This is a genomic window from Paenibacillus cookii, from assembly GCF_018333375.1.
Lineage (GTDB): Bacteria > Bacillota > Bacilli > Paenibacillales > Paenibacillaceae > Paenibacillus_AQ > Paenibacillus_AQ cookii.
The window spans coordinates 91,023-113,561 of sequence record NZ_BORW01000003.1 but is presented as its reverse complement, the minus strand read 5'-3'; the positions used below and the strand labels follow the sequence as shown (position 1 = coordinate 113,561).

21 protein-coding genes are annotated in these 22,539 nt (G+C 57.7%); all 21 read left to right on the top strand.

Going from position 1 to position 22,539, the window contains the following annotated elements; all coding sequences use genetic code 11:
- Nucleotides 1–201 precede the first annotated feature (201 nt).
- The 21 genes from KI367_RS05165 (at nucleotide 202) to KI367_RS05065 (ending at nucleotide 22,446) form a co-directional block, all read left to right on the top strand.
- Nucleotides 202–1,359 (top strand): glycosyltransferase family 4 protein, encoded by a 1,158-nt coding sequence (locus KI367_RS05165; RefSeq protein ID WP_212948125.1) that lies wholly within the window; start codon nucleotides 202–204, stop codon nucleotides 1,357–1,359.
- A 64-nt stretch (nucleotides 1,360–1,423) separates the two neighbouring features.
- Entirely contained in the window at nucleotides 1,424–5,563 is a 4,140-nt protein-coding gene (locus tag KI367_RS05160) for a WIAG-tail domain (protein WP_212948123.1), read from the top strand.
- 205 nt (nucleotides 5,564–5,768) lie between these two features.
- Nucleotides 5,769–6,599 (top strand): glycosyltransferase family 2 protein, encoded by an 831-nt coding sequence (locus KI367_RS05155; protein ID WP_212948121.1) that lies wholly within the window; start codon nucleotides 5,769–5,771, stop codon nucleotides 6,597–6,599.
- A gap of 5 nt (nucleotides 6,600–6,604) precedes the next feature.
- Nucleotides 6,605–7,717 carry a glycosyltransferase family 2 protein gene (locus tag KI367_RS05150; RefSeq protein WP_246536652.1) on the top strand — a complete coding sequence of 371 codons (1,113 nt, stop codon included), beginning with the start codon at nucleotides 6,605–6,607 and terminating at the stop codon, nucleotides 7,715–7,717.
- Entirely contained in the window at nucleotides 7,714–8,472 is a 759-nt protein-coding gene (locus KI367_RS05145; protein ID WP_212948119.1) for a glycosyltransferase family 2 protein, read from the top strand. Before KI367_RS05150 ends, KI367_RS05145 begins: the two co-directional genes overlap by 4 nt.
- 27 nt (nucleotides 8,473–8,499) lie before the next feature.
- The gene (locus KI367_RS05140; RefSeq protein ID WP_212948117.1) at nucleotides 8,500–9,231 is read left to right on the top strand and encodes a sugar phosphate nucleotidyltransferase; all 732 of its coding nucleotides are present in this window, start codon (nucleotides 8,500–8,502) and stop codon (nucleotides 9,229–9,231) included.
- A 236-nt stretch (nucleotides 9,232–9,467) separates the two neighbouring features.
- A complete protein-coding gene (locus KI367_RS05135) occupies nucleotides 9,468–10,346 on the top strand; it encodes a GT-D fold domain-containing protein (protein ID WP_246536651.1) in 879 nt (292 codons plus the stop codon).
- Nucleotides 10,347–10,400: 54 nt separating this feature from the next.
- Nucleotides 10,401–11,744: a glycosyltransferase family 2 protein gene (locus KI367_RS05130; RefSeq protein ID WP_212948115.1), complete on the top strand. Its 1,344-nt coding sequence runs from the start codon at nucleotides 10,401–10,403 to the stop codon at nucleotides 11,742–11,744.
- 133 nt (nucleotides 11,745–11,877) lie between these two features.
- Nucleotides 11,878–12,165 (top strand): hypothetical protein, encoded by a 288-nt coding sequence (locus tag KI367_RS05125; protein WP_036714357.1) that lies wholly within the window; start codon nucleotides 11,878–11,880, stop codon nucleotides 12,163–12,165.
- A 30-nt stretch (nucleotides 12,166–12,195) separates the two neighbouring features.
- Nucleotides 12,196–12,534 (top strand): alpha-helical endospore appendage domain-containing protein, encoded by a 339-nt coding sequence (locus KI367_RS05120; protein ID WP_212948113.1) that lies wholly within the window; start codon nucleotides 12,196–12,198, stop codon nucleotides 12,532–12,534.
- Entirely contained in the window at nucleotides 12,531–12,806 is a 276-nt protein-coding gene (locus KI367_RS05115; protein ID WP_036714360.1) for a hypothetical protein, read from the top strand. Before KI367_RS05120 ends, KI367_RS05115 begins: the two co-directional genes overlap by 4 nt.
- A 24-nt stretch (nucleotides 12,807–12,830) precedes the next feature.
- On the top strand, nucleotides 12,831–13,190 hold the full coding sequence (locus KI367_RS05110) for a hypothetical protein (RefSeq protein ID WP_036714362.1): 360 nt from the start codon (nucleotides 12,831–12,833) through the stop codon (nucleotides 13,188–13,190).
- A 253-nt stretch (nucleotides 13,191–13,443) separates the two neighbouring features.
- Nucleotides 13,444–14,571 (top strand): CgeB family protein, encoded by a 1,128-nt coding sequence (locus KI367_RS05105; protein ID WP_212948111.1) that lies wholly within the window; start codon nucleotides 13,444–13,446, stop codon nucleotides 14,569–14,571.
- A gap of 88 nt (nucleotides 14,572–14,659) precedes the next feature.
- On the top strand, nucleotides 14,660–15,796 hold the full coding sequence (locus KI367_RS05100; RefSeq protein ID WP_212948109.1) for a CgeB family protein: 1,137 nt from the start codon (nucleotides 14,660–14,662) through the stop codon (nucleotides 15,794–15,796).
- A 144-nt stretch (nucleotides 15,797–15,940) separates the two neighbouring features.
- Nucleotides 15,941–17,359, top strand: a complete 1,419-nt coding sequence (locus KI367_RS05095; RefSeq protein WP_212948108.1) for a glycosyltransferase family 4 protein — start codon at nucleotides 15,941–15,943, stop codon at nucleotides 17,357–17,359.
- 12 nt (nucleotides 17,360–17,371) lie between these two features.
- Complete coding sequence (wecB, locus tag KI367_RS05090) at nucleotides 17,372–18,463, top strand: non-hydrolyzing UDP-N-acetylglucosamine 2-epimerase (protein ID WP_212948106.1); 1,092 nt, start codon at nucleotides 17,372–17,374, stop codon at nucleotides 18,461–18,463.
- Nucleotides 18,456–19,439 (top strand): polysaccharide biosynthesis protein, encoded by a 984-nt coding sequence (locus tag KI367_RS05085; RefSeq protein ID WP_212948104.1) that lies wholly within the window; start codon nucleotides 18,456–18,458, stop codon nucleotides 19,437–19,439. The genes wecB and KI367_RS05085 overlap by 8 nt, the downstream gene beginning before the upstream one ends.
- Nucleotides 19,439–20,287, top strand: a complete 849-nt coding sequence (locus tag KI367_RS05080; protein ID WP_036714367.1) for an SDR family oxidoreductase — start codon at nucleotides 19,439–19,441, stop codon at nucleotides 20,285–20,287. The genes KI367_RS05085 and KI367_RS05080 overlap by 1 nt, the downstream gene beginning before the upstream one ends.
- Nucleotides 20,248–21,180: an NAD-dependent epimerase/dehydratase family protein gene (locus KI367_RS05075; RefSeq protein WP_212948102.1), complete on the top strand. Its 933-nt coding sequence runs from the start codon at nucleotides 20,248–20,250 to the stop codon at nucleotides 21,178–21,180. The genes KI367_RS05080 and KI367_RS05075 overlap by 40 nt, the downstream gene beginning before the upstream one ends.
- On the top strand, nucleotides 21,177–21,890 hold the full coding sequence (locus KI367_RS05070; protein WP_036714368.1) for a glycosyltransferase: 714 nt from the start codon (nucleotides 21,177–21,179) through the stop codon (nucleotides 21,888–21,890). The genes KI367_RS05075 and KI367_RS05070 overlap by 4 nt, the downstream gene beginning before the upstream one ends.
- Nucleotides 21,891–22,008: 118 nt before the next feature.
- Nucleotides 22,009–22,446 (top strand): hypothetical protein, encoded by a 438-nt coding sequence (locus KI367_RS05065; RefSeq protein WP_052147319.1) that lies wholly within the window; start codon nucleotides 22,009–22,011, stop codon nucleotides 22,444–22,446.
- The last annotated feature ends 93 nt before the right edge of the window (nucleotides 22,447–22,539 follow it).

Below are 22,539 nucleotides of genomic sequence, written 5' to 3'. Positions count from 1 at the left end.
CCCCCGGTCGATATAGTTTATGCCGCTGGCTTCGTGACAGCAAGGGACGTTTGTCCGTTCGTTTTCAGCCTATTTTGGCTTCGGGTCTTCCCCGTTTGTCACCGCTCTCCCCCGTGGTTGTATAGGCTAGAGAAGGGAAGGTTCAGTCGCATGTTTATGCTGAACAGGCACTTCCACCTGGTGGGAAGGAGGGGACAGCAAATGGAAAAGCAAAAAGCCGCCGTCGTAACGCCGGGTTCGTTTTATATTCCTTCGGGCCGGAGCAGTTCCGTGGAGCGGGTGGTGGAACAGATGATCCCTATGGTGCCAGCAGGTTTCGATACGAGAATTTTCGGAGTCCGGGAGCCGGGACGCCCTGTCGTCGGGTCGATCGACGGCGTGATTCCGGTTCATCGCCTTCCCGGAGGCGCCCGTTATGCTTCGGCCGTGATCCAAGCCCTGTCGGCGTGGAGGCCGCGGGTGGTCGACGTGCAGAACCGTCCGCTTCTGGCCTGCAAGATTAAAGAAGCTTTGCCTGACAGCAAGGTGGTGGCATCCATTCATTCGCTTACCTATATTTCGCCGCCTTATATGGATCGGGAGTCGGCAGGCCGGGTCCTGCAGCCGCTGGACGGAATCGTCGTCAACAGCATGTATTTGAAGCATGAGGTGACCGCGCGCCATCCCGCGCTCCGGGACAAAATAAGCGTCAACCCGCTTGGAGTCAGGCTCCAGGACTTTACCCCACGCTGGAATCCGTCCTCCGAGGCGCTTCGGGAAGCCAAACTGAGGGACAGGGGCTGGCAGGGAAGGCGGATCGTCATGTATGCCGGAAGGCTGCTGCCGATCAAGGGCGTGCATCATCTGCTTGCCGCTCTTCCTGAGCTGGTGCGGGCCGTGCCGGACGTCATGGTGCTGATCGTCGGCAGCCCGTATTACCAATCCGGCAGGCCTCATCCTTATGAACGGTATCTTCACGATCTGGCAGAACCTTACCTTGGGCATGTGACCTTCATCCCCTTCGTCTCGTACCCCGCGATATCGTATTGGTACCATCTGGCCGATGTCGTGGCGGTTCCTTCCGCGGAAGGCGAAGCCTTCGGCCTGGTGAACGTGGAAGCGATGGCATCGGCGGTTCCGGTGGTGGCCTCGGATGCGGGCGGGATCCCGGAAATCGTAGAGAACGGGAAAAGCGGGATCGTGCTGCCGCTTCCCTCCCTTGGAAAGCAGCTTGGCGCTGCCGTGATCCGGCTTTTAAACGATGAACCGCTGCGGCGGGAATTGGGGCAAGCGGGGCGCTTGCGGGCCGCCCGGTCCTTCCAATGGCAGCAGACCGCCGCCAGATGGCATGAACTGATGCAAAAGCTCGCCTCGTTGTGACAAAGGCCCATCCGGGCGCATATGATGCCAAAGGATGTTACGGCCAGGAAGGGAGCGAGGGTACTTGAAAAAGAAGGGTAAAAAACAGCCCGACAGAAACGGCAGACGCCGCTATTTCGTGGATAACCCGAATATTCATGAGTTGGAAATGATACCTAAACCAAAACTGGATCTTATACCGAAAGTCCAGGAAACGCATGCTCAAATCAAATCGGTCGTTGCGGAGGCACAGCCGGAGCCGGCGATCCCCGTGGAACCGGAGGCAGAAGAACAGCAATATGAAGCTGAGCAGCAAGAAGTCCCGGCGATGCCGGATGCAGGGGAAGAAGTCCTTGGGATCAGCGTTCTTGAGCCCCAGGAGACGATCGAGGAATGGATTACGGAGAAAAAGCTGCCGGAGTCGGCGAAGCCCTTTATTTATGCCGAGGATTTGAGCGACGGATCCGTCGTCACTTCCAAAATCGCATTCCGCGCGGTCGACTCGTCCAGACTGAAGCCCGGCGCGGTCGATGGCGAAGCGATCGCCGATTATGCCGTCACCCATGTCCATTTGGCCGACGGGGCGGTAACGACCTCCAAAATCGCGGCGTATTCGATCATCGAAGACCATGTGGCGGACGGCGCATTCGGCGGGAGCAAGCTGCGGGACCAATCGATCGGCGGAGAAAAAATCCGCGCTGGCAGCATCACCTCCGACAAACTGCAGGATCAAGCGATCGCATCGGAAAAAATCGCCGACGGCTCGATCAAAACGCGCCATCTCGCGGAGCTTGTCATCTCGAGCCGGCTGATCCAGGATGAGGCCGTCACCGAGGAAAAAATCGCCGGCTCCAGCATCCAATCCCGCCATCTCGCAAGCGGTGCGGTAGATACCTCAAAGCTGGCGGACGGCGCGGTCACGGCCTCCAAATTGCGCGACGGCGGAATTACCGGGGAAAAGATCAAGGAACGAACGCTTGAAGGCATCCACATCCGGGAACGGTCGCTGACGGGCGACCTGATTGCGGACGGTGCGATCTCAAGCGGGCAGATCGCGGCCGGAAGCATCGGCACGGCCCAGCTGGCCGAGGGATCCGTAACCTCGAGCCATATTCAGCCGGGGTCCATCGGCGGCGGCATTATAGCTCCGTCATCCATTTTCGGCATCCATTTCGCGGACGGCACCATTCAAGGCCGGCATATCGGGACGGGGGAAATTACCGCGGCACACATTGCCGACCAGAGCATCAGCTCCTCGAAGCTGGAGGAGCAGTCCGTCAGCACGGCCCATATCGTGGATCAGACCGTTACGTCCTCCAAAATCGCCGATCAGAGCATTTTGCCGAGCAAAATCGCAAGCGAAGCGGTCCAAACACGCCATTTGGGGCAGGGGGCCGTACAGGAAGGACAGATTGCGCCTGATTCCGTTTCCGGCCGCCATATTCGGCAGGGAGCCGTTACCGCGGGGCATTTGGCGGATAACAGCGTAGGGTCCGGACAATTGCAGCCGGCTTCCGTTCAGGACATCCATCTGGGCGGGCAGGCCGTGAAACAACACCATATTACGGCGGGAGCCGTCGGAACGGGACAACTGGAGTCCGCTTCCGTTACGTCCGAGAAGCTGGCCGATGCGAGCGTTACCGCAAGCAAGCTCGCGCCCCGCTCCGTCGGAGGGGAAATCATCGCGGCAGAGGGCGTCGGGTCGGAGCACATCCGCGCAGGAGCGGTCGGCAGCCGCCATCTTGCCGGGCTTAGCGTGGAATCCGGCGCGATTGCAGACAAAGCCGTCGAGACCCGCCATATCGGCCCCGGCGCGATTTCGGCCGAACATCTCCAGCCCGGCATCGTCGGCACGGATATTCTCGGCAGGGAAGCGGTCACGTCCGACCGTCTGGCTGCAGGCAGCATCCAGATGAGACATCTGAATCCGTCCATCGTGACCCATGTCCATCTCGCCGATCATGCGGTCACTTCATTAAAGCTGTCGCCCGAAAGCATCGCCACGGACAAAATTCAAGACTTGGCCATCACGGCCAACAAACTGGCGGACGGCAGCATCCTATCCGCCAAAATCCGCCAGGGCGCGGTTGGCGGGGAACATTTGGCGGAAAACAGCGTGGAGTCTAGGCATTTGCGGCAGGCCTCGGTCCAGAACATCCATTTAGGCGACCAGGCCGTGGAACAAAAGCATATTTCGGAAGGAGCCGTCGGAGCCGGCCAACTGCAGTCCGCTTCCGTAACGACCGAGAAGCTGGCGGATGCGAGCGTTACCGCAAGCAAGCTTGCCCCGAACTCCGTCGGCGGGGAAACGATCGCTGCAGAGAGCATCGGGTCGGAACATATCCGCGCAGGAGCCGTGGGCAGCCGCCATCTCGCAGGCCGGAGCGTCTCGCCCGATGCCCTTGCGGATGAAGCGATCCAATCCCGCCATATCGGCGCGGGAGCGATTGCGGCCGAACATCTCCAGGCCGGGATCGTCAACACGGACATTCTCGGCAGGGAAGCGGTCACGTCGGACCGATTGGCCCCGGGCAGCATCCAGACGAGACATTTGAATCCCGCCATCGTGACCCATGTCCATCTCACCGATCATGCGGTCACTTCGCTGAAGCTGGCGCCCGAAAGCATCGCCACGGATAAACTCCAAGATTCGGCTGTCACGCCGGAGAAGCTGGCGGACGGCAGCATCCTCTCTTCCAAAATTGCCAAGGGCGCGGTCGGAAGGGAACATGTGGCCGAAGGGGCCGTCCATTCCCTGGCGATCGAAGACGGCGCGGTAGAACACCGGCATTTGGCGGCGGAGTCTGTCGGATCGGTACAACTGCAGCCGGGGATCGTGCAGGAACGTCACCTTAGCGTCGGTTCGGTCGGACCGGAAGCGATCCAAGGCGGTTCCGTTGCCGCCCAGCATTTGTCGCCGGAGTCGGTAGCAAGCGTGCATTTGCAGCAGGAGGCCGTTCGTTCCATCCATCTTCACGAAAAAAGCATCCAGCAGCGGCATATCGCGCCGAATGCCGTCGTATCGCGCCATTTGGCCGAGGATTCCGTCGGACCGGAGCAGCTCCAAAACGGATGCGTCGGAGCGGAGCATCTGACCGAAGGCTCCGTTTACGGCGGGGCGATCCAGGACGGTGCCGTAACGCGAAGCAAAATTGCCTTCGAGTCGATCGGAAGCCATCAGCTGGCAGAGGAGTCGGTTGGGGCTTACCATCTGCAGTCCGGCTCTATACAAGAACGGCATTTGGGGGACGGCATCGTCAGTTTCTCCCATCTCGCGCCGGAAGCCGTCGGCGGCGGCCATCTGCAGGAGGGAATCATCACGGAGCGGCATCTTGCTTACGGGGCCGTATCGGGTGATGCTTTGCAGGAGGAAGCCGTCACCGGGGATAAAATCGCGCCCGGTTCGATCGGGCACGGGCACATCCTGCCAGGGTCGGTATCCGCGGCTCAGCTTCAGGAAAAATCGGTACAAAAGTGGCATCTCGCACCGGGGGCGGTCGACTACATGCATTTGGCCGCCGAATCGGTCGGCGAAGACCAACTGCAGCCGGGCGTCGTCAGCGAGCGGCATCTCGCCAGCGGGGCAGTGAGCACGGAGATTTTGGGCAACGAGGCGGTCACGTTCGAAAAACTGGCGGAATCTTCGGTCGGAAGCGTCCATATCCAATCCGGAGCGATCGGCGCCCGGCATTTGGTACCCGGCGCCGTGCACGGCGAAGCGCTCCGCGACGGCGCGGTGCATTCGGCCAAGGTCGCGCCCGGCGCGATATCCGCCACCCATATTCAGCCGGAGTCGATCCGTTCGCTTCATTTGCAGGCCGAAAGCGTTCAGGAATGGCATTTGCAGCCGGGGGCCGTGAACGGAAACCATCTCCAGGACCAATCCGTTGAGGCAAGGCATTTGGCCGATCAATCGGTGACGGCCGCCCATTTGGCCTTCGCTCCGGTCCGAAGCGCATCGCGGGTGCCGACCGTGCAGCAGTGCGGAATGACCTCTTTCCGCATCGGGGAAGGCGAGACGAAGGTCGAAGTCCCCGTCATGCTGCAGGAGCCGTACCCAAGCAACCAGTACGTCATCGTGGCGATGTGCAACCACCCAGATTTTTATGCCGTATTGAAAACCCAACGGGAGGATACCGCGTTCATTGAAGTGGTTCGCCGCCAAAACGGGGCCGAAACGTTCGGATTCCTTTCCTGGATTGCCGTCGGCAGCGCCCCGATGTAATCAAAGCCGGACATGATGCGAGCCGGGTCAAGGTTGGAAGGACCTTGATCCCGGCTCGTTTTGCGTTTGAAGCCACGCGAGCCGTTGCCGCTCAAACCGCTGCGGAGCGAAGCAAACATGCACAAACGCCGCGTCCGCTCTTGTGGCCGCCGCATAGGATACTTAAGGAATATCAGCCGACTCGAACAGGGGGGAGTATGCCCGCATGCACAAGCCATCTGGACGAATACGAACTACAAATCGGTCGCGGCGGAGGAGAAGCAACCGCACCGTTGCAAGCTTTTTGGCGCGCAGGACATGCGGGAGCCCGGTCGTATCGGTCATTATCCCGGCAATGAACGAGGAAAGGACAATCGGCCACGTCATCAGGGAAGCCTGGAAAGTCCACGAGTCCTGCGAAGTGATCGTCGTCGCTAACGGTTGTACCGACCGAACGGAGGAGATTGCCGCAGCGATGGGAGCCCGGGTCCTGCATTACGACGAGCCGCTTGGACACGACGCGGGCCGGGCCGTTGGCGCCGCCGCGGCCGCGGGTCGGGCGTTGTTGTTTGTCGATGCCGACATCAGGATCGGCGGTTCGGATCTTAAACCGTTTGTGTCCGCGGTGTTAAACGGGACGGATGTCGCGTTGAACCGTTACGGCGGGCCGGTCCGCCTGCGACACCCCCATCCCGTCGTATTAGCCAAGCATACGCTGAACACGTTTTTGGGGCGCCCCGATTTGTCCGGAGCCTCGATGACCACCGTTCCGCATGCGATCAGCCGCAAAGCCGCCGATTGCATCGGAACAAGCAATCTTTCCGTCCCCCCGCTTGCCCAGGCGATCGCCGTACGGAGCGGCCTTAAGGTAGCTGCCGTTCACGAGGTTCCTGTCGGAAGGATGAACCGGCGCAGGGGCAAACATAACGGGCAGGATCTGCTGCAGCAGGTCGTCATCGACGACCATTTGCGGGCGATGGAATGGTATATATCCCATACGGATTCCAGGGCCGGATTCACCGATCTGGGCCGGGATAGAGACAGGGTGGGGAGGTGAAGGGCATGGGTTCAGGAACGGGCCGGTCGGCAAGAAAACGCCGAAATAGCGGGCGGTCCCGCCGCCCCGAAAGGAAACATCGCGTATCAACAACGAAAAAGCGTTCATCGGTTTACCGCGGAGGAACCCGGAGGGACCCGTGGCTGCGCCGCGCGGCGAGCGCCGGATGGGAAGCCGGAAACGCCGCCCCGCCGGATTCCGGAGCCTCGGCGTTCCATGCTTCCGCGCTTCAGCAATCGTTTGCGGAATGGATGAACGAAAGCATAAAAGAAAAACCGGGTTACGCCAGAATGAAACGTTTGTCGGAAGCTTACGCTCAAGGGTACTCCGATGCCGCCGGGCGCAAGGACAGGGGGATTCCGCTTCCGCTGCGCGGCAGCGCGGCTGCGGTGGTGTGCGCGAGCAGCGAGGAGGACAGCATCGATGCCGTGCTGCGCGAGCTGGAAAGGCTGCCGCTCCGGCAGATCATCGTCGTGCTGAACGGATGCCGGGACCGCAGTTACGCGCTTGCCCGGAAGCACCGCCGGGTAACGGTCGCGTATTATCCGGACCTGTTGGGGCACGACGTAGGCCGGAGCCTCGGCGCCAAGCTCGCCGAAGCGGACATCGTGTTGTTCTGCGACGGGGACATGGCCATCGCCGCGGAGGATCTGGCGCCCTTTTTATATGCCGTTGACGCAGGGTGCGACGTGGCCTTGAATGACCTTAACGGATTTTTGCCCTTGTTCGCCGATCAGGATGAGGTCACGCGCTGCAAAAGCTTTTTGAATGCCGTTCTTTCCCGGGGGGATTTGGGCGCAAATTCCATGACCGCCGTGCCGCATGCCCTGTCCGGGCGGCTTCTCCGGCAGTTGGATCTACGCCATTTGTCCGTTCCGCCGAAAGCGCAAGCGATAGCGGTGCTTGAAGGGTACCGCGTGGAGGCGGTGCATGCCGTAGACGTCTTTTCGGGCAACCGGAGGCGGGCAGGCAACACGGGCAGGGGCAACAGCGTTGCAGGCATGATTATCGGCGACCATGCGGAAGCGCTTGGAGAAGTGCTGAGACGAAGGGGAGTTTCCGGCCTGAAGCCTCCTTTGTCCCGCAAGGACGTCGCGATGCGGAGGAATGCGATGTGAAAAGGAAACGGGGTTTGACCAGCATTATCATTCCCACCTTCAACGGCTTGGATATGCTCGTCTCGTGCATCGAGTCGATCCGCGAATACACCGATGTTCCTTACGAAATTATCGTCGTGGATAACGCGTCCACCGACGGCACGGATGAATATTGCGCCCGGGAAGGCGTCGTTTTTATATCCCTGCCGGCCAACGAAGGATTTCCCAAGGCTTGCAATCTCGGGATGAAGGCAGCCCGCGGGGAGTATCTCCTCCTGTTGAACAACGACGTGACCGTTACGAAAAACTGGCTCGGCAATTTGCTTGCCGCCGCCGACAGCCGCCCGGACATCGGGCTCGTCGGGCCGGTCACCAACGAGGCAAGCGGCATTCAGAAGGTGGAGATTGCCTTTCAGGACCTGTCCGAATTTCAGCGGATCGCCTTCGAAAACAACCGTCCGGATCCGGGGCGTTGGCTCGAAGTAAAGCGGATCATCGGCATGTGCCTGCTTATCAAGAGGGAAGTGGTGAACCGGATCGGCTATTTTGACGAAGCGTTTTCCCCCGGCCACTATGAAGACGACGATTATTGTCACCGGGCCCGGCTTGCGGGCTACCGTTTGCTGATTTGCGGGGACGTGCTCGTGCATCACCGGGGAAGCGTCAGCTTCAGACAAGCGCAGCCGGAGCAGCTGCAGGCATTGATCGAACGAAATTACCGGTTGTTTATCGAAAAATGGCATTTTGATCCGCGCCAGTTTATCGAAGAACACTAAAACCGAACCCGAAGGAGGGAAAGTGCAGTGAAAGGCGTCGTATTGGCAGGCGGCACAGGAACCAGATTGTACCCGCTGACCCGGCTGATCAACAAGCATTTGCTTCCGGTAGGGAAGTACCCGATGATCCTCTACGGCTTGGAGAGGCTTCGCCAAGCAGGGATTACCGATATATTGATGGTGATAGGCAAGCAGTCCGCCGGGTTGTACACGGACTTTTTGGGCAGCGGCAAGGAATTCGGGGTCCATCTCACCTACCGGATTCAAGAAGAGGCGGGCGGCATCGCCGAGGCGTTGGAATTGGCCCGGGGATTTGTGGCGGAAGGAGAACGTTTTGTCGTGCTGCTCGGCGACAATCTGTTTATGGATGATTTGAAGCCGTTCGTTGACGGTTTTGTTCGCCAGCCGGAGGGAACGGCCAAAGTCCTCTTAAAGCAGGTGAAAGATGCGAGACGTTACGGAGTCCCCGTTTTCGACGAAAAAAACAAGGAACTGATCGCCAAAATCGAAGAAAAGCCCGCGCAGCCCAAGTCCTCTTATTGCGTCACCGGAATATATATGTACGATACGGCAGTATTCGATATCATCTCGCAAATTCATCCCTCGGAACGCGGGGAGCTTGAAATTACGGATGTGAATAACGTGTATGCAGCGGAAGGAAAGTTGGAATACGACATTCTCCAAAAATGGTGGAGCGACGCAGGCACCTTCGAATCGCTGCAGGAAGCCGGGCGGCGCATGAAGGGGATGATTCCATGACACGGCCATATCATACCACGGCAGCCTTCGTTCCTTTACGGAAGAAGGCTGCTCTTGTCAGGAGCGCCAAAAGGCGAAGAAACGGCGTACGGGCGGCCGCCCGATCCGGCAAGCGGCATGCAAGACGCGGACGCAGCCCCTGGAGAAAAGCGGCCCCGGTCTCTCATCGGCGCAGGCGAATGGCCGATTTTTCAGCAGCGCACACTCAAGAACTCAACTTGCCCGACACGGGGGAGGTGCAGGATTCGCGAACGGACCAAGCCGAAGAGTCGGCGTACGCCAAAGGATTTGACGCAGGTTACAAGGCGGGCGCCGCGACCGGAGCGGAAGAGGAGATGGCGTCGCTGCTTCCGCCGTACACGATTCTCCCGGGCGTCTCGGCCAAAGAGGTGATGGAGGCTGGATTACAGCGTTTTTTGCCCCGGCTTCAGCCGTTGTTGAAACCGGAGGAGGTTCATGTTCGCCTCGAACAATCGTTAGCCTTAAAAAAACCGTTGTCGGTCGTTCGGCTGGGGGACGGGGAACTGCTTGCTTTGGCCCACGACACCGTGCTTCCGCTGGCGCATGCCAAGGCGGCGGGGCCGTTCCTGACCCGCGCCGGGATCACCCTTCCGGATTACGAGGCGAGGGACCGGCTGGCGGAAGCCGTCCGGGGAGCGGACATCATCGGCATTCCGGCGTCGCGGTTGCCTACGTATCAGGGCCTGCTGTTTCCGGTACTCCGTTATTACGGCATCGGCCATGACCCGCATCGTTTCACCATCTCAACCATAAATTATGCGCTTCACGAGCACAGGCTGCTTCAACCGCTGCTGCTAAACAGGCAAGTGCTGGTCATCGGCAACAAGGCAGAACCGTTGGCTGAAGTCCTTTCCGCCTCAGGCGTGCATATTACGGGGACGGTCGCCCCCGTCAACGGGTTCAGGGACGTTCCTGGCGCGCTTGCGGCGACGGCGCAGCATACGTTCGATATCGCGCTGGTCGCAAGCGGGATTCCCGCGGTCGTGATCTGCCAAACCATCGCCGCGGAGCTTGGCAAAGTAGCGCTCGATTTCGGCCATTTGGCCGATAAGCTCATTTCCGGCGAGCTGACCTACGATGACGACGCATCGTAAGACGGCCGGTGCCCGGCACCGGCGGACATCATGCCAGGCGAGGAGGGTTGATCTATGAACAGGAAAAAAACCGGCGTCCGGGCGAAGGATGCCGCCCTGCGTTACCAAGCCGGGTTCGAGCGGGGCTACGAACAGGGGCTTGCCCAAGGCAGAGAAGCGTTCGGACGACCGTTCCACGGCACAAGCATCGTCATTCCCAGCTATAACCAGCTGGATTACCTGTCCCGCTGCATCGACAGCATCGAAACGCACACGGCCGAACCATACGAAATCATCGTCGTCGATAACGGTTCGACGGACGGGACGGAAGCCTACTTGAATCGAAAAGCGGGCCGGCTGCGGTACAAACGTTTGGAAACGAACCGGGGGTTCGCCGGCGGCGTGAATCAAGGGCTCATGATGGCCAAAGGCGACACCATCGTCATTTTGAACAACGATACGCTGGTCACGGGCGGCTGGCTTACCCATATGCTGCGCTGCCTGGAAAGCGACCCCCGAATCGGCGCCGTAGGACCGGTGACGAATTACATCAGCGGCGAGCAGCAGATCCCGGTGCCGTATAACGACGTGGAGCAGATGTGGGAGTTCGCGGCTGCCTTCAGCCGGCCGGATGCGTCCAAATGGCGGCAAACCGACAGGATCGTCGGATTTTGCGTGCTTTTCCGGAAGGAACTGCTGGAGCGGGTCGGTTATTTCGATGAAGGCTTCCGCGTCGGAAATTACGAGGATGACGACTGGATGATCCGGATCCGGCTGTGCGGCCTTAAGCTCGTCATTGCGGGCGACGCGTTCATCCATCATTTCGGCAGCGTCAGCATGAAGAATCTGGGACGGGAACGGTTCGAAACGGTTCAAGGATACAACGAGCGGTATTATGCGGAGAAATGGGGGAATCCCCATGCGTGGGTAGAGGAGGCACGGCAGCTTGGATACCGCGGTGCCGACGGGGAGGCTGAGCCTTGCGGCTCGCCCGCCGACTTTTTCCCCACCCAAGTGCTGATCCGGGATCAAGGGGGGCGTCAGTATGTTCTCTGCGAAGGCAAAAAACATCCGTGCAGCGGAATGGAAGAGAAGGCGGGAATCCGGTCGGTTGTGTTGTCCAGGCTGGATCTCCGCAGCATCCCGGCGGCAGAGGCGCCGATGGGGGAACAGGAGATGCTGGCTTTGCTTAGGCCCGCCGAAGGCGGGCTGAGCGACGGGCAAATCGTCAGCTGCGGCGACGGAACCGTCTATCAGTGGCGCCAAGGTTCGGTTCGGCCCTTCGTTTCGGACTATGCCCTGAAGCGCTGGAACCTGAAAGAGCGGAACATCGTTCATCTCCCGCCTGAAAAGCTGCGCTTGATCCCCCGCGGATTGCCGATCATCGCTCCCCCGGTGCTCGAAAATCCCGTGCTGTAATAAATTTTTGACTGCGGGCCGGGTTACCCGTAACTGTATGTAGGCGGCCGGCATAAGATATAGCAGGCAGAAGCGGATCAGGAGGGGCGGGCCTTCGCGGCTTTTCGCGGAACATCTACAGGAGGAATCGACCATGCAGAATAAAATCGATGAAATGTTAATCCATATGTCCCATTCCCATCAACAGATGGCCAGGGTTCTGGATGCCGAGCGGCAAATGGCCGTCCGGATGTCCCAGATCATTCACGACCTTCCGGACGCCGATCCCGAATTCGACGGGATTAGCGGATTGATCGAGAACTCCGGGCAAATCAATAAGAGCATCATCGCCTATCTGGGAAGTATCGCGGATCTTCAGGAAGCGCTCGCGGAGACTCTGAATCATGTCGTGAAAGAGCTCGGCAGCAATGAGGAAGAGTAATTGGAGACTTGATATAGGAGAGTGCTGCAGATGAGCAGGGAGCAGGCATTTTTGCATATGCTGGACGCCGCATCCAAAATTCAGTGGAACATTGCGATGATTTTGGAGGCAAAGGCGGTTGAGGCGGAGAAAGTCCGGAACTGGGCGATCAACCACTTGACCCCGGATGCATTTGAAACGCATGATCATCAGCTTAACGAACCGCTGCAAATTCACGGCCAAATCGTCGAGCTGCTCGAAGGTTTGACCAAACTCGAAAACGGGCTTTGCAGCAATTTGAAAGCCGTGCTCGTTCAGGATGAAGGAGGCTTCGGCGGCGAGGACGGCATGTTCGGCCCGGGATTCGATATGGGAGACATCGAAAAATGAGTCTTTTCGTGAGAGAACAGGAAGCAAAGCTTGAGCTGATCGCCTCCATCGCGCGCAGCCAGCAGGCGCTTGCCCGGATTCTCGGCAGCATTGCGGATATTTCCTCCCATTCGGAATTGTCCGCGCGGAGTTTGAGCGAAAACATCCGTCTTCTCACGCAGTATCAAGCCGCCATGTGCGAGATGCTGCAAGGAATCACGTTATGCCACCCCCGCAGCGGTACTCCTGCGCCGCCCTGGTTAAACGCATCCCGACTGCCGCATGCACGATGACCGAACTAACAGGAGGAATAACGGATGAAGACCAAGAAACGTGTTTCCCGGTCCGCGAGATCCGGCACCCGGAGGCGGAAGCTTCTCGTTGCCCGAAAGGCCCGAGTGCAAAGAACGGGAAGGCTCCGTGCGAACAAAACCAGGCCGCGCCGGCTTGTCAAGGGCAGAAAAGGACGGCTTTCCCGGCTTGGCGCCCTTCGCAGGAAGCGCAGACGCGGGTGGGGTAACCCCGTCCTTCCGGCTCCGGTAGAGCAGGGCTCGCTGCCGCAATCGCCGGACGTCGCTTATAACGAAGGATACGACGAAGCTTACAACGAAGGTTTTAATGCCGGATTCGCCAAAGGTTATGAAGACGGGCATCAGCTCGCTTATCAATCGAAATGAGGATTTGGCCAAAATCCTGAAATAAATTAGCAGGGATAGGAACACAGTCAAGCCTTCGCTCCATGGGAAACCTATGGGGTTGAAGGCTTTTTCGCGCCCTTAAAACGTGATACGCGCCAATTTCCCGCCCGAAAGGCAGCCGTCCATGATGCATGTGCCTCTTCCGCATATATTTATCATTATAGAATGATATAAGCCTTCGGCGAATGCCGAGCCGGCTTAGATCAGCTGCAAATAGGAACACTTTTCCCGCATGTTATATGCGGCCGGAATTCTACCTTATTTTACGACAGGCAGGGTGAGAGCTGTGGAAAAAAATGTTGCAGAACAAAGCGAAGGTTACCGAAGCGGTTACGGTGCCGGCTACCGGCTCGGCATTTGTCAAGCCGTCGAGAAAAGAGTCCCGCCGCCGCCGCCCTATTTCCGGGATATGAAAATACTTTACGTTCCCCAAGGCTTTCATGCCATTGATCAGGGAGTTGCGTCGGCGCTCCGCAGCCTGGTAAAGGAATGCATCGTCGGGGAAGCCCCGAAAATGCTGGAGCTGGCCGTCAAGGAACGGCCCGATCTCGTCCTTGTCATGAACGGGCTGCACATATTCCCCGACAAACATCTGGAGGATGTGGCGAGAATCCGGGGGATGGGGATCAAAACGGCGATTTGGTTCGTGGATGATCCGTATTTCACGGAAGATACGGCCCGCATGTGCACGGGCTACGATATCGTGTTTACCCATGAACTCAGCTGCGTCCCGTTTTACCGCGGACTTGGCGCGGCGAAGGTGCATTATTTGCCCTTGGCCGTCAACACCGCCATGTTCAAGCCCCAACGTCCGGCCCCCCAGCATTTGTACGACATTTGCTTTATCGGCAACGCCTTTTGGAACAGGGTTGCGATCTTCGACGAAATGGCCCCGTTTTTGGAAGACAAAAAGGTGCTGATCGCCGGCGGTTTTTGGGAAAGGCTGAAGGAGACCCGAATCCTCGGGCGGTTCCTGCACCTGGGGTTCATTCCGCCGGAGGAGACCGTGAACTATTACAACGGGGCAAAAATCGTCATCAATATCCATCGCCCGGACGAGTATGGGCAGGACAACCGGAACACCCACCGCATCCGCGCCAAATCCATCAATCCGCGCACGTACGAAATCAGCGCCTGCGGCACGATGCAAATTACGGACATCCGGGAGGATACGCATTCGCATTACCGGCCGGGCTACGACATCGAAACATTCGCTTCGGTCAAAGAGCTGCAGGACAAAATCAGCCATTACCTGGCACATGACGACGAGCGCTTACAATTGGCATGGCGCGGTTTATGGACGACGCGAAAAGAGCATTCCTTCGTTTCGAGAATCAAAACGCTGCTGGAGCATGTTTAACCCAACTTATTCAAAGACGGGGCACCGAACCCCGAAGTCGATAGGTCTGAAGATTGTCGAAAAAAAAGAAAGAGGAGCGGGTTGTCACATGTCAATCGTAAAACACCGGAAAATGGTGCACCACTATCAGCCGAGTCCGGCTGAAGAAGCGCGGGCGCGCGGACGCGAGGCGGGGTATTCGGGGGGATACGAAGAGGGATATTTAAAGGGCCGGGCCGACTATATCGTCAAAAGCCACACGGAATCGTTCCCTTTCCGCCAGCTTCACGTCCTGTACGTCGCCTCGGGGAAAGGGTTCCCGTATTCTCCGATGGACGAAGCCATTTCGACGACGCTGCGCGGGCTGGTTGCCCAAGTCACCGTCATTGAGCCTGGCCAGCCGGTCTGCGAAATCGCTTATCAACTGATGCCGGACCTCGTTCTCGTGCTGGACGGCATGTTTGTTCAAAACGAGCAGCTGGACGATATCCGCCGCCAAGGGATCAAAACGGCCGTCTGGCTGACGGATGATCCGTATTACACGGATATGACCACGGAAAACGTCAACCATTACGATTACGTATTCACATTGGAATCCAACTGCATTCCATATTACCAGCAGCTTGGCTGCAAGCAGGTTTATCATCTGCCTTTCGCCGCTTTTCCGGATTTTTACAAACCGGTAAGAACGCCTTCCCCGCAGCGCAGGGACGTCAGCTTCATCGGTTCCGCCTACTGGAACCGGATCGAATTCCTGAGTCCGATCATGGACCGGTTAATGCAGTATAATACGCTCATCAACGGCATTTGGTGGGACCGCCTGCCCAATTTTGCCGCTTACCGGGACCGGATCGAAGTCAATAAATGGATGGGACCGCAGGAAACGTCGGATGCTTACAACGCCTCGAAAATCGTCATCAATCTTCACCGTTCCCACGAAGATGATTCCGTCAACAACAATGCCGTAAAAATTCCCGCCGCATCCCCGAATCCGCGCACGTTCGAAATCTCCGCCTGCGCCACGCTGCAGCTCACCGATTCCCGAAGCGACCTCGCCAAACTTTATACGCCCGGCAAGGAGATCGAAACGTACAACTCGCCGGAAGAGCTGTTAGACAAAATCCAATATTATCTCCATCACGAGCAGGAGCGCAGGGAGATCGCCCTGAACGCGCTGGACCGCACGCTCCGCGAGCATACGTACGGCCATCGCTTGAACCAATTGCTGTCCATCGTATTTCCGTAAAAGGGGAGGTTCCCCTCCACTTTTGGACATCTGGAGGGGAGCATATGTCGTGCCGGTACAGATTCACTTCTAATATATTGTATTACTTGGGTGAAAGGAGGTGCGAATCGTACCCTGTGCTTTTTTGCAGCGGTCTCAACGCCCATGATGACGTATAAGCCTAAGATGATGCTGTTCTCCCATGTCAGCAATACAAGCAGCATCACGGGGGCCGAAAAGCTCCTGCTGATGTTCTGCCTTCAAATCGCGCCTTATTTCGAGTGCATTCTGGTCGCTCCGCAGGAAGGCAAGCTGACGGCTTCTGCCCGTAAACAAGGCATGACGGTACGAATCCAATCCTGCCCCTTGCTTTTTGGCATGTATCAGCCCGGCGAACGGCTCGAACAGGAAGCGGAGGGGCTTCGGCACCATCCGGATTTTGCTTCGGTTGTCCGCTGCATGGCGGAGACGGCTCCCGACATCGTCCTCACCAATACCATCGTGAACGTGATGCCCGCCATGGCTGCCAAATTGCTTGGCATTCCGGTCTTATGGAAAATAACCGAAACGATGCAAACGACGGCATACACGTCTGCGGCCACGGCCGTGGTAGAGAAGTACAGCGATTGCCTGATCGCGATTTCGGAGGCGTCGGCCCGCGTCTTTCGCGGAACGGTCTCCAAACCGATCACGCTGCTTCCCCCGTCCGCGGACAATGAGCTTTTGCAGCCTTCCCAAATGTTGATCCGGAACGGCTATCGTAAAATTCTCCGCCTGAAGGACTCCCATATCTGCATCGGCTATATCTCTTCTTTTATCCATCCCGAAAAGGGGCTGCTTGAATTCATCCGCATGGCGAAAATTCTGGCGGCGTCGTATCCGAATTGCCGGTTTGTCGTGATCGGGAAACCCGCCGACCAGTCCTATTACGACCGCTGCGTTCAGGAAGTGAATGATTCCGGCCACCGAAATTCTTTCCGCTTCATCCCATTTGTGGAATCGGTGCATTCGGCTTACAGCGCCATGGATATCCTTGTCGTTCCGAGCATGGTGCAGGAAGGTTTCGGGATGACGGCGCTGGAAGGCATGCTTTGCGGCAAGCCGGTCGTATCCTTCGATTCCGGTGGTCTCGGCGAGCTGATGAAAAATACGGGCAACGGTCACTTTGCGGTTCCGACGGGCGACTATGGAGCGCTGGCGGCCAAGGTATCCGAACTGGTCAATCAACCGGAGTTCCTGCAGTATACCGGAAGCATGAACGCGAACGCCGCGAGGACGGCATACGGCATGGAGACCTACCGGCAGCGGGTTCACGGATTCGTTCAGGAGCTGCAGCGGGGATGCCCCGATTGGATGAGCGGGGACGTTTCCCGCCGCGTATCCGCCGCAGGCGTCCCTGCGTTGAACGTTCCGCCGCCTCCGGTTGGGCAAGCTGCCCCGGCAAAAAGGAGGGCGGGCAGGAGAAGGAAACATGCAAGGAAAGCAAGAAGGCCGGCGGCCGCGGTTCGAGCACGCCGGATCCAAAGAAAGGCAGGAGCAGGCAAACGTTCCAAACGTCGCTCCAAGTCCATTAAACGAAAGTAGGGGACGGACGCTATGAGAATCATGACGATTTTGGGCACCCGGCCCGAAATTATCCGCCTCAGCCTCATCCTTCCTAAGCTGGACCGGTATGCAGAGCGGCATGTGCTGGTGCATACCGGGCAAAATTTTGCAGAAAGGCTGAGCGGCATTTTTTTTAAGCAGATGGGCTTGCGCTCACCGGATTACGTTTTGCAGGATGCAGCCGCAACGCTTGGGGAACAGCTCTCGTCCATGTTCCTTCAAATGGAGCGGATTCTGGATAAGGAGAAGCCCGATACCATCCTTCTGCTTGGCGATACCAACAGCGCGCTGTGCGCGGTGCTTGCCGAAAGGCTCGGATATCCCGTGGTTCATATGGAAGCCGGCAACCGCTGCTTTGACCTCGGCGTGCCCGAAGAGAAAAACCGGCGGGTCATCGACGCGATTTCTTCGATCAACATGCCGTATACGGAACAGAGCAAAAAACATTTGCTTGCCGAAGGTTTTCCCAGCTCGCGCATCGTGCTGACGGGAAATCCGATCTATGAAGTAATGGAGCACTACAAGGATTCGATCGAAGCAAGCCGCATTTTGAACAGCCTCTCCCTGAAGCCGAAGGAATATTTTTTGGTTACGGCCCACCGCGCGGAGAACGTGGATCATCCGGAACGGCTGCGGCAAATCGTCGAAGGGCTGAACATGATCGCGGAAAAATACGGCCGCCGGCTCATCTGCAGCATTCATCCGCGAACGGCCTCCCGCATTGCGGGGCTGAAAGATTTGCGCACGCACCCGTTGGTGGAATTCCACGAGCCTTTCGGATTTTTCGATTTCGTCAAGCTGGAAAGGCACGCCTGCTGCGCATTGACGGACAGCGGAACGGTCCAGGAGGAATGCTGCATCATGCAGGTCCCCACCGTTACGATGCGGCATACGACCGAACGCCCGGAAACCGTCGACTGCGGCAGCAACATCGTATCAGGCCTTGAAGCGAAGCATATCGCGCGCGCGGCGGACCTGATGATCAGCTTGAACCGGGAATGGGTCTGCCCGGAAGGGTATTTGGCCAAAAACGTCTCGGATAAGGTAGTCAAATTTCTGCTTGGAGGGAAAGTGCATGTTTGAAAATCAACGTATTATGGTGACTGGGGGGACCGGATCCTGGGGGTATGAATTGGTTGCCCAGCTGCTTATGCAAAATCCGAGGGAGGTGATCGTGTTCTCCCGCAACGAATCGTCGCAAGTGGCGATGAGCCGGACGTTCGAAGACAAGCGCCTGAGCTTCCGGATCGGGGACATCCGTGACAAAGAGGCGCTGACCGCCGTTTGCCAAGGCGTCGACTACGTGTTCCATCTTGCCGCGCTCAAGCATGTTCCGGTGTGCGAGGACCAGCCGTACGAAGCGCTTAAAACCAACGTCATCGGCACCCAAAACGTGATCGAAGCAGCCATCGACAACAAGGTCAAGAAAGTGTTTTACATCTCGACCGACAAGGCGGCCAATCCTTCGAATTTTTACGGCATGACCAAAGCCATCGGCGAGAAGCTGGTCGTGTACGCGAATCTGCTCAACAGCGAAACCCGCTTCGTTACCGTTCGCGGCGGCAACGTGCTTGGGACAAACGGCTCTGTGGTGCACGTGTTCAAGGACCAAATCCGGAGCAAAGGCCAGGTGCTGATCACGGACATGGAGATGACCCGGTTTTTCCTGACGCTGCCGGACGCAATTAAACTGCTGTTCAAGGCTGCGGAGGAAAGCTACGGCGGGGAAATCTTCGTCATGACGATGCCTGCTTGCAGAATCGTGGACCTGGCGGAAGTGCTGATCGAAGCCTCCGGCAAAGAAAACGTAAGCATCGTGGAATCCGGCATCCGCCCCGGAGAGAAGATCCACGAAATACTGATGAGCGATTTCGAAAGCATGACGACGGTGGTATACGACGAAGAGTACCTCGTCATCCTGCCGACGCTTCATATGCCCGAGCTCAAGGAACGTTACAAACACTGCAGACCGGTAGAATTCAGCAGCTTCAGCTCCAACCATCATTTGATGAATAAAGAGGAGATCAAAAACATTCTCCAGCGCGGAGGGTTTCTGTGATGAAATTGCTTATTCTTGGCGGAAACGGAATGGCGGGCCATATGCTGGTTCATTACTTTCGGCGTCAGGAAAAACATCGCGTCTTCTACACCACCCGGGAAGCCCGAAGTCCCGGGGGACTTTACCTTGACGCCTCCGAACCGTGCATGGTCGACCGGCTGCTGGACATCGTCCGGCCCGATGTCGTGATCAATGCCATCGGCGTCCTGAACCATCATGCCGATGAAGACCGGATCAATGCGTATCATATCAACGGCTTTTTGCCCCACCGGCTCTGCCGGGCCGCGGACCGGATCGGTGCCCGCCTCATTCATATCAGCACGGACTGCGTCTTCGAAGGAACCCGGGGCGGCTATACGGAGGAAGACCAGCCGGACGGAACGAGCATGTACGCGATGACCAAAGCGCTGGGCGAAGTGCGGGCTCCAGGGCATCTGACCATCCGGACGTCGATTATCGGTCCGGAGATCCGAAGCCATGGCATCGGGCTCATGCATTGGTTCATGTCGCAAAAAGGAGCGGTTACCGGCTACCGCAACGTCATGTGGAACGGCGTGACGACGCTGGAGCTGGCGAAGGCCGTCGATCGCTTCATGAATTCTTCCGTGTCGGGTTTGATCCATCTGGCCCACCCGGTCCCGATCTGCAAACATGACCTGCTGCTGCTGTTTCAGGAAATATGGGATCTTCGCGACGTCGTGGTTTTGCCTGTCGACCAGCCGGTGCAGGACCGCACGCTGGTGTCGACGCGGGCCGACATCGATTATGCCGTCCCCCATTACCGAGACATGCTGAAGGAGTTGAAGATATGGATGAACGAGCTTCCCTCCGCAAGCGCGTCATTATGATTACCGGAGCTTCGGGATTTACCGGCGGCCATGCCTGCCGGTATTTTGCCGGGCTCGGCATGCGGGTCGCCGGCATCGTGCGGCAAACGCAGGCACTTCCGGCCATCGAAGGGGTAAGATACCACACCTGCGATCTGATGGATAAGCAGAAGCTTGACGAGCTTGCCCGGAAGATCGCTCCCGACTATGTCCTTCATCTCGGCGGGAAAAACTCGGTCCCCGAATCCTGGGCCGATCCGCTGCTCTACATGGAAACCAACGTGCTTCCGACGCTTTATTTGCTGAATGCCCTTCGCCCGTTTCCGGCGTGCCGGGTACTGATTGCCGGAACGAAAGCCGTGTTCAGCCTCACTCCTCCTTACCGGCCGCCCCATCCGTACAGCTTAAGCAAAAGCTTGCAGAAGGCGGCCGTCATGTCCTGGAGCTGCCTGTTCGGGCAGCCGGTCATGCTGGCGGAGCCGTCGAATTTGATAGGACCCGGGCCGTCGACGGGCTTTTGCGCTTTGCTGGGCCGCTACATCGCGGCATGCGAAAGAGGAGAGGCGATGAAGGCTTTCCGCATTTCGTCGCGAGCCTCGCGGCGCGATTTTCTGGATGTCAGGGATGCCGTCCGGGCTTACGGCATCATGCTTGAAAAGGGAACGCCGGGAGAGGTCTACACCGTCACGTCGGGCAAAGAACGCACGCTTGAGGAAATAGCCGTTTTGTTCATGAAGGCTTCGGGGAGCGATGTCCCGGTCGAGTGGGGGGATGAGGACGATTCCATCAAGGAGCGGGATTCGCAGGTTCCCATGGGCTTGGAATCGCTCGGCTGGAAGCCGTCCATTCCGATCGAGAGGTCGGTATCGGACATTCTTCAATATTTCCGCACCGGAGGGGGAGTATCCAAATGAAACCGCTGGTTACGATCGTCATTCCTTTTTACAACGATCCTTACGTGGATCAGGCGGTGCAAAGCGCGCTGACGCAATCGTACAGGCCGATCGAAATTATCGTCGTCGACGACGGTTCGACGATGCATGCCGACCGGTTAGGTCCGTACATGCCGTATATCCATTATCTGGGAAAGGCCAACGGCGGCACCGCAAGCGCATTAAATCACGGAATCCGGTATGCTTCGGGGGAATATGTCGCATGGCTCAGCTCCGACGATATATTTTACCACGATAAAATCAACCGCCAGATCCAGTTTATGCTGGAACGCGGGGCGTGGATATCCCATACCAACTTCGATTATATCGATAGGCAAAGCCAGATCGTACAGCATCGTGCCGGCTTCGCTTTTCACGGGACGGCGGACTTTTACCGCACTTTTCTGATCAACAATCCGGTCAACGGCTGCACGGTGATCATGAAAAAAGAACTGTTTTACCACATCGGATTGTTTAACGAGTCCCTCCCTTATACGCATGATCTGGATTTATGGATCAGGGCGATCCAGGCAGGCATATCGTTCCCGTACCTCGATGAGGCGCTGGTCGGGTACCGATGGCACGAAGCGATGGGCACGCTTCGGTATCAGGATCTCATTCGGCAGGAATATGCCGTGACGCAGGAACGCGTCCGGAACACGATCCATCCGATTTTGTCAATCATGGGGTAATATGGAATTCTACTCCTTCTCTCTTCTTCCGGTTTTTGTATGAATAGACTGGATGGTTCGTCCATGCATGATGCGAAACTCTCGCATAATCTATGGATGAAAGGAGGGAGAATTCCTTATGCCAAACCGTTTGATAGATAGCCAGATTTCCCAAAACGTCTCGACCGCAGGCGCAGTCAGCATCCCTGCAAGCGCCACCCCCGCTTTGTTCGGAACGCTTGGCTTGAACACAGCCGCCGCGGGGCCGAATCTTTCCGTTCACTTCACGGCAACCGTTACGCTGAGCGCTGTCGTTGCCGTCCTTGTTCCTGTAACCATCACAATCTTCCGGGTCGTTGGCGGGGTATCCACTCTCGTCTATTCCGCTACCGAGTCGATGCCGGTAGGAACGTTGCTTCTGACGACCGACGTCATTACCGTAACGGGCATCGATTTGTTGACGACGAACCCTGGATTCGTCGTTTACCAGGCCTTCGTCAGCATTCCTGGAGGACTGGCGGTCATTCCGACCCGGGTAGGGCCCGAAAGCTTCGAAGCCGTGGCTTACTCCGACTAATTCAAAGGCGCTTAAACGAACTGGGATCACCGGAACTGATGTTCCGGTGATTTTTTTGTCCGAAATTTCCGAACATTCGGCGTGAGGGGGTTC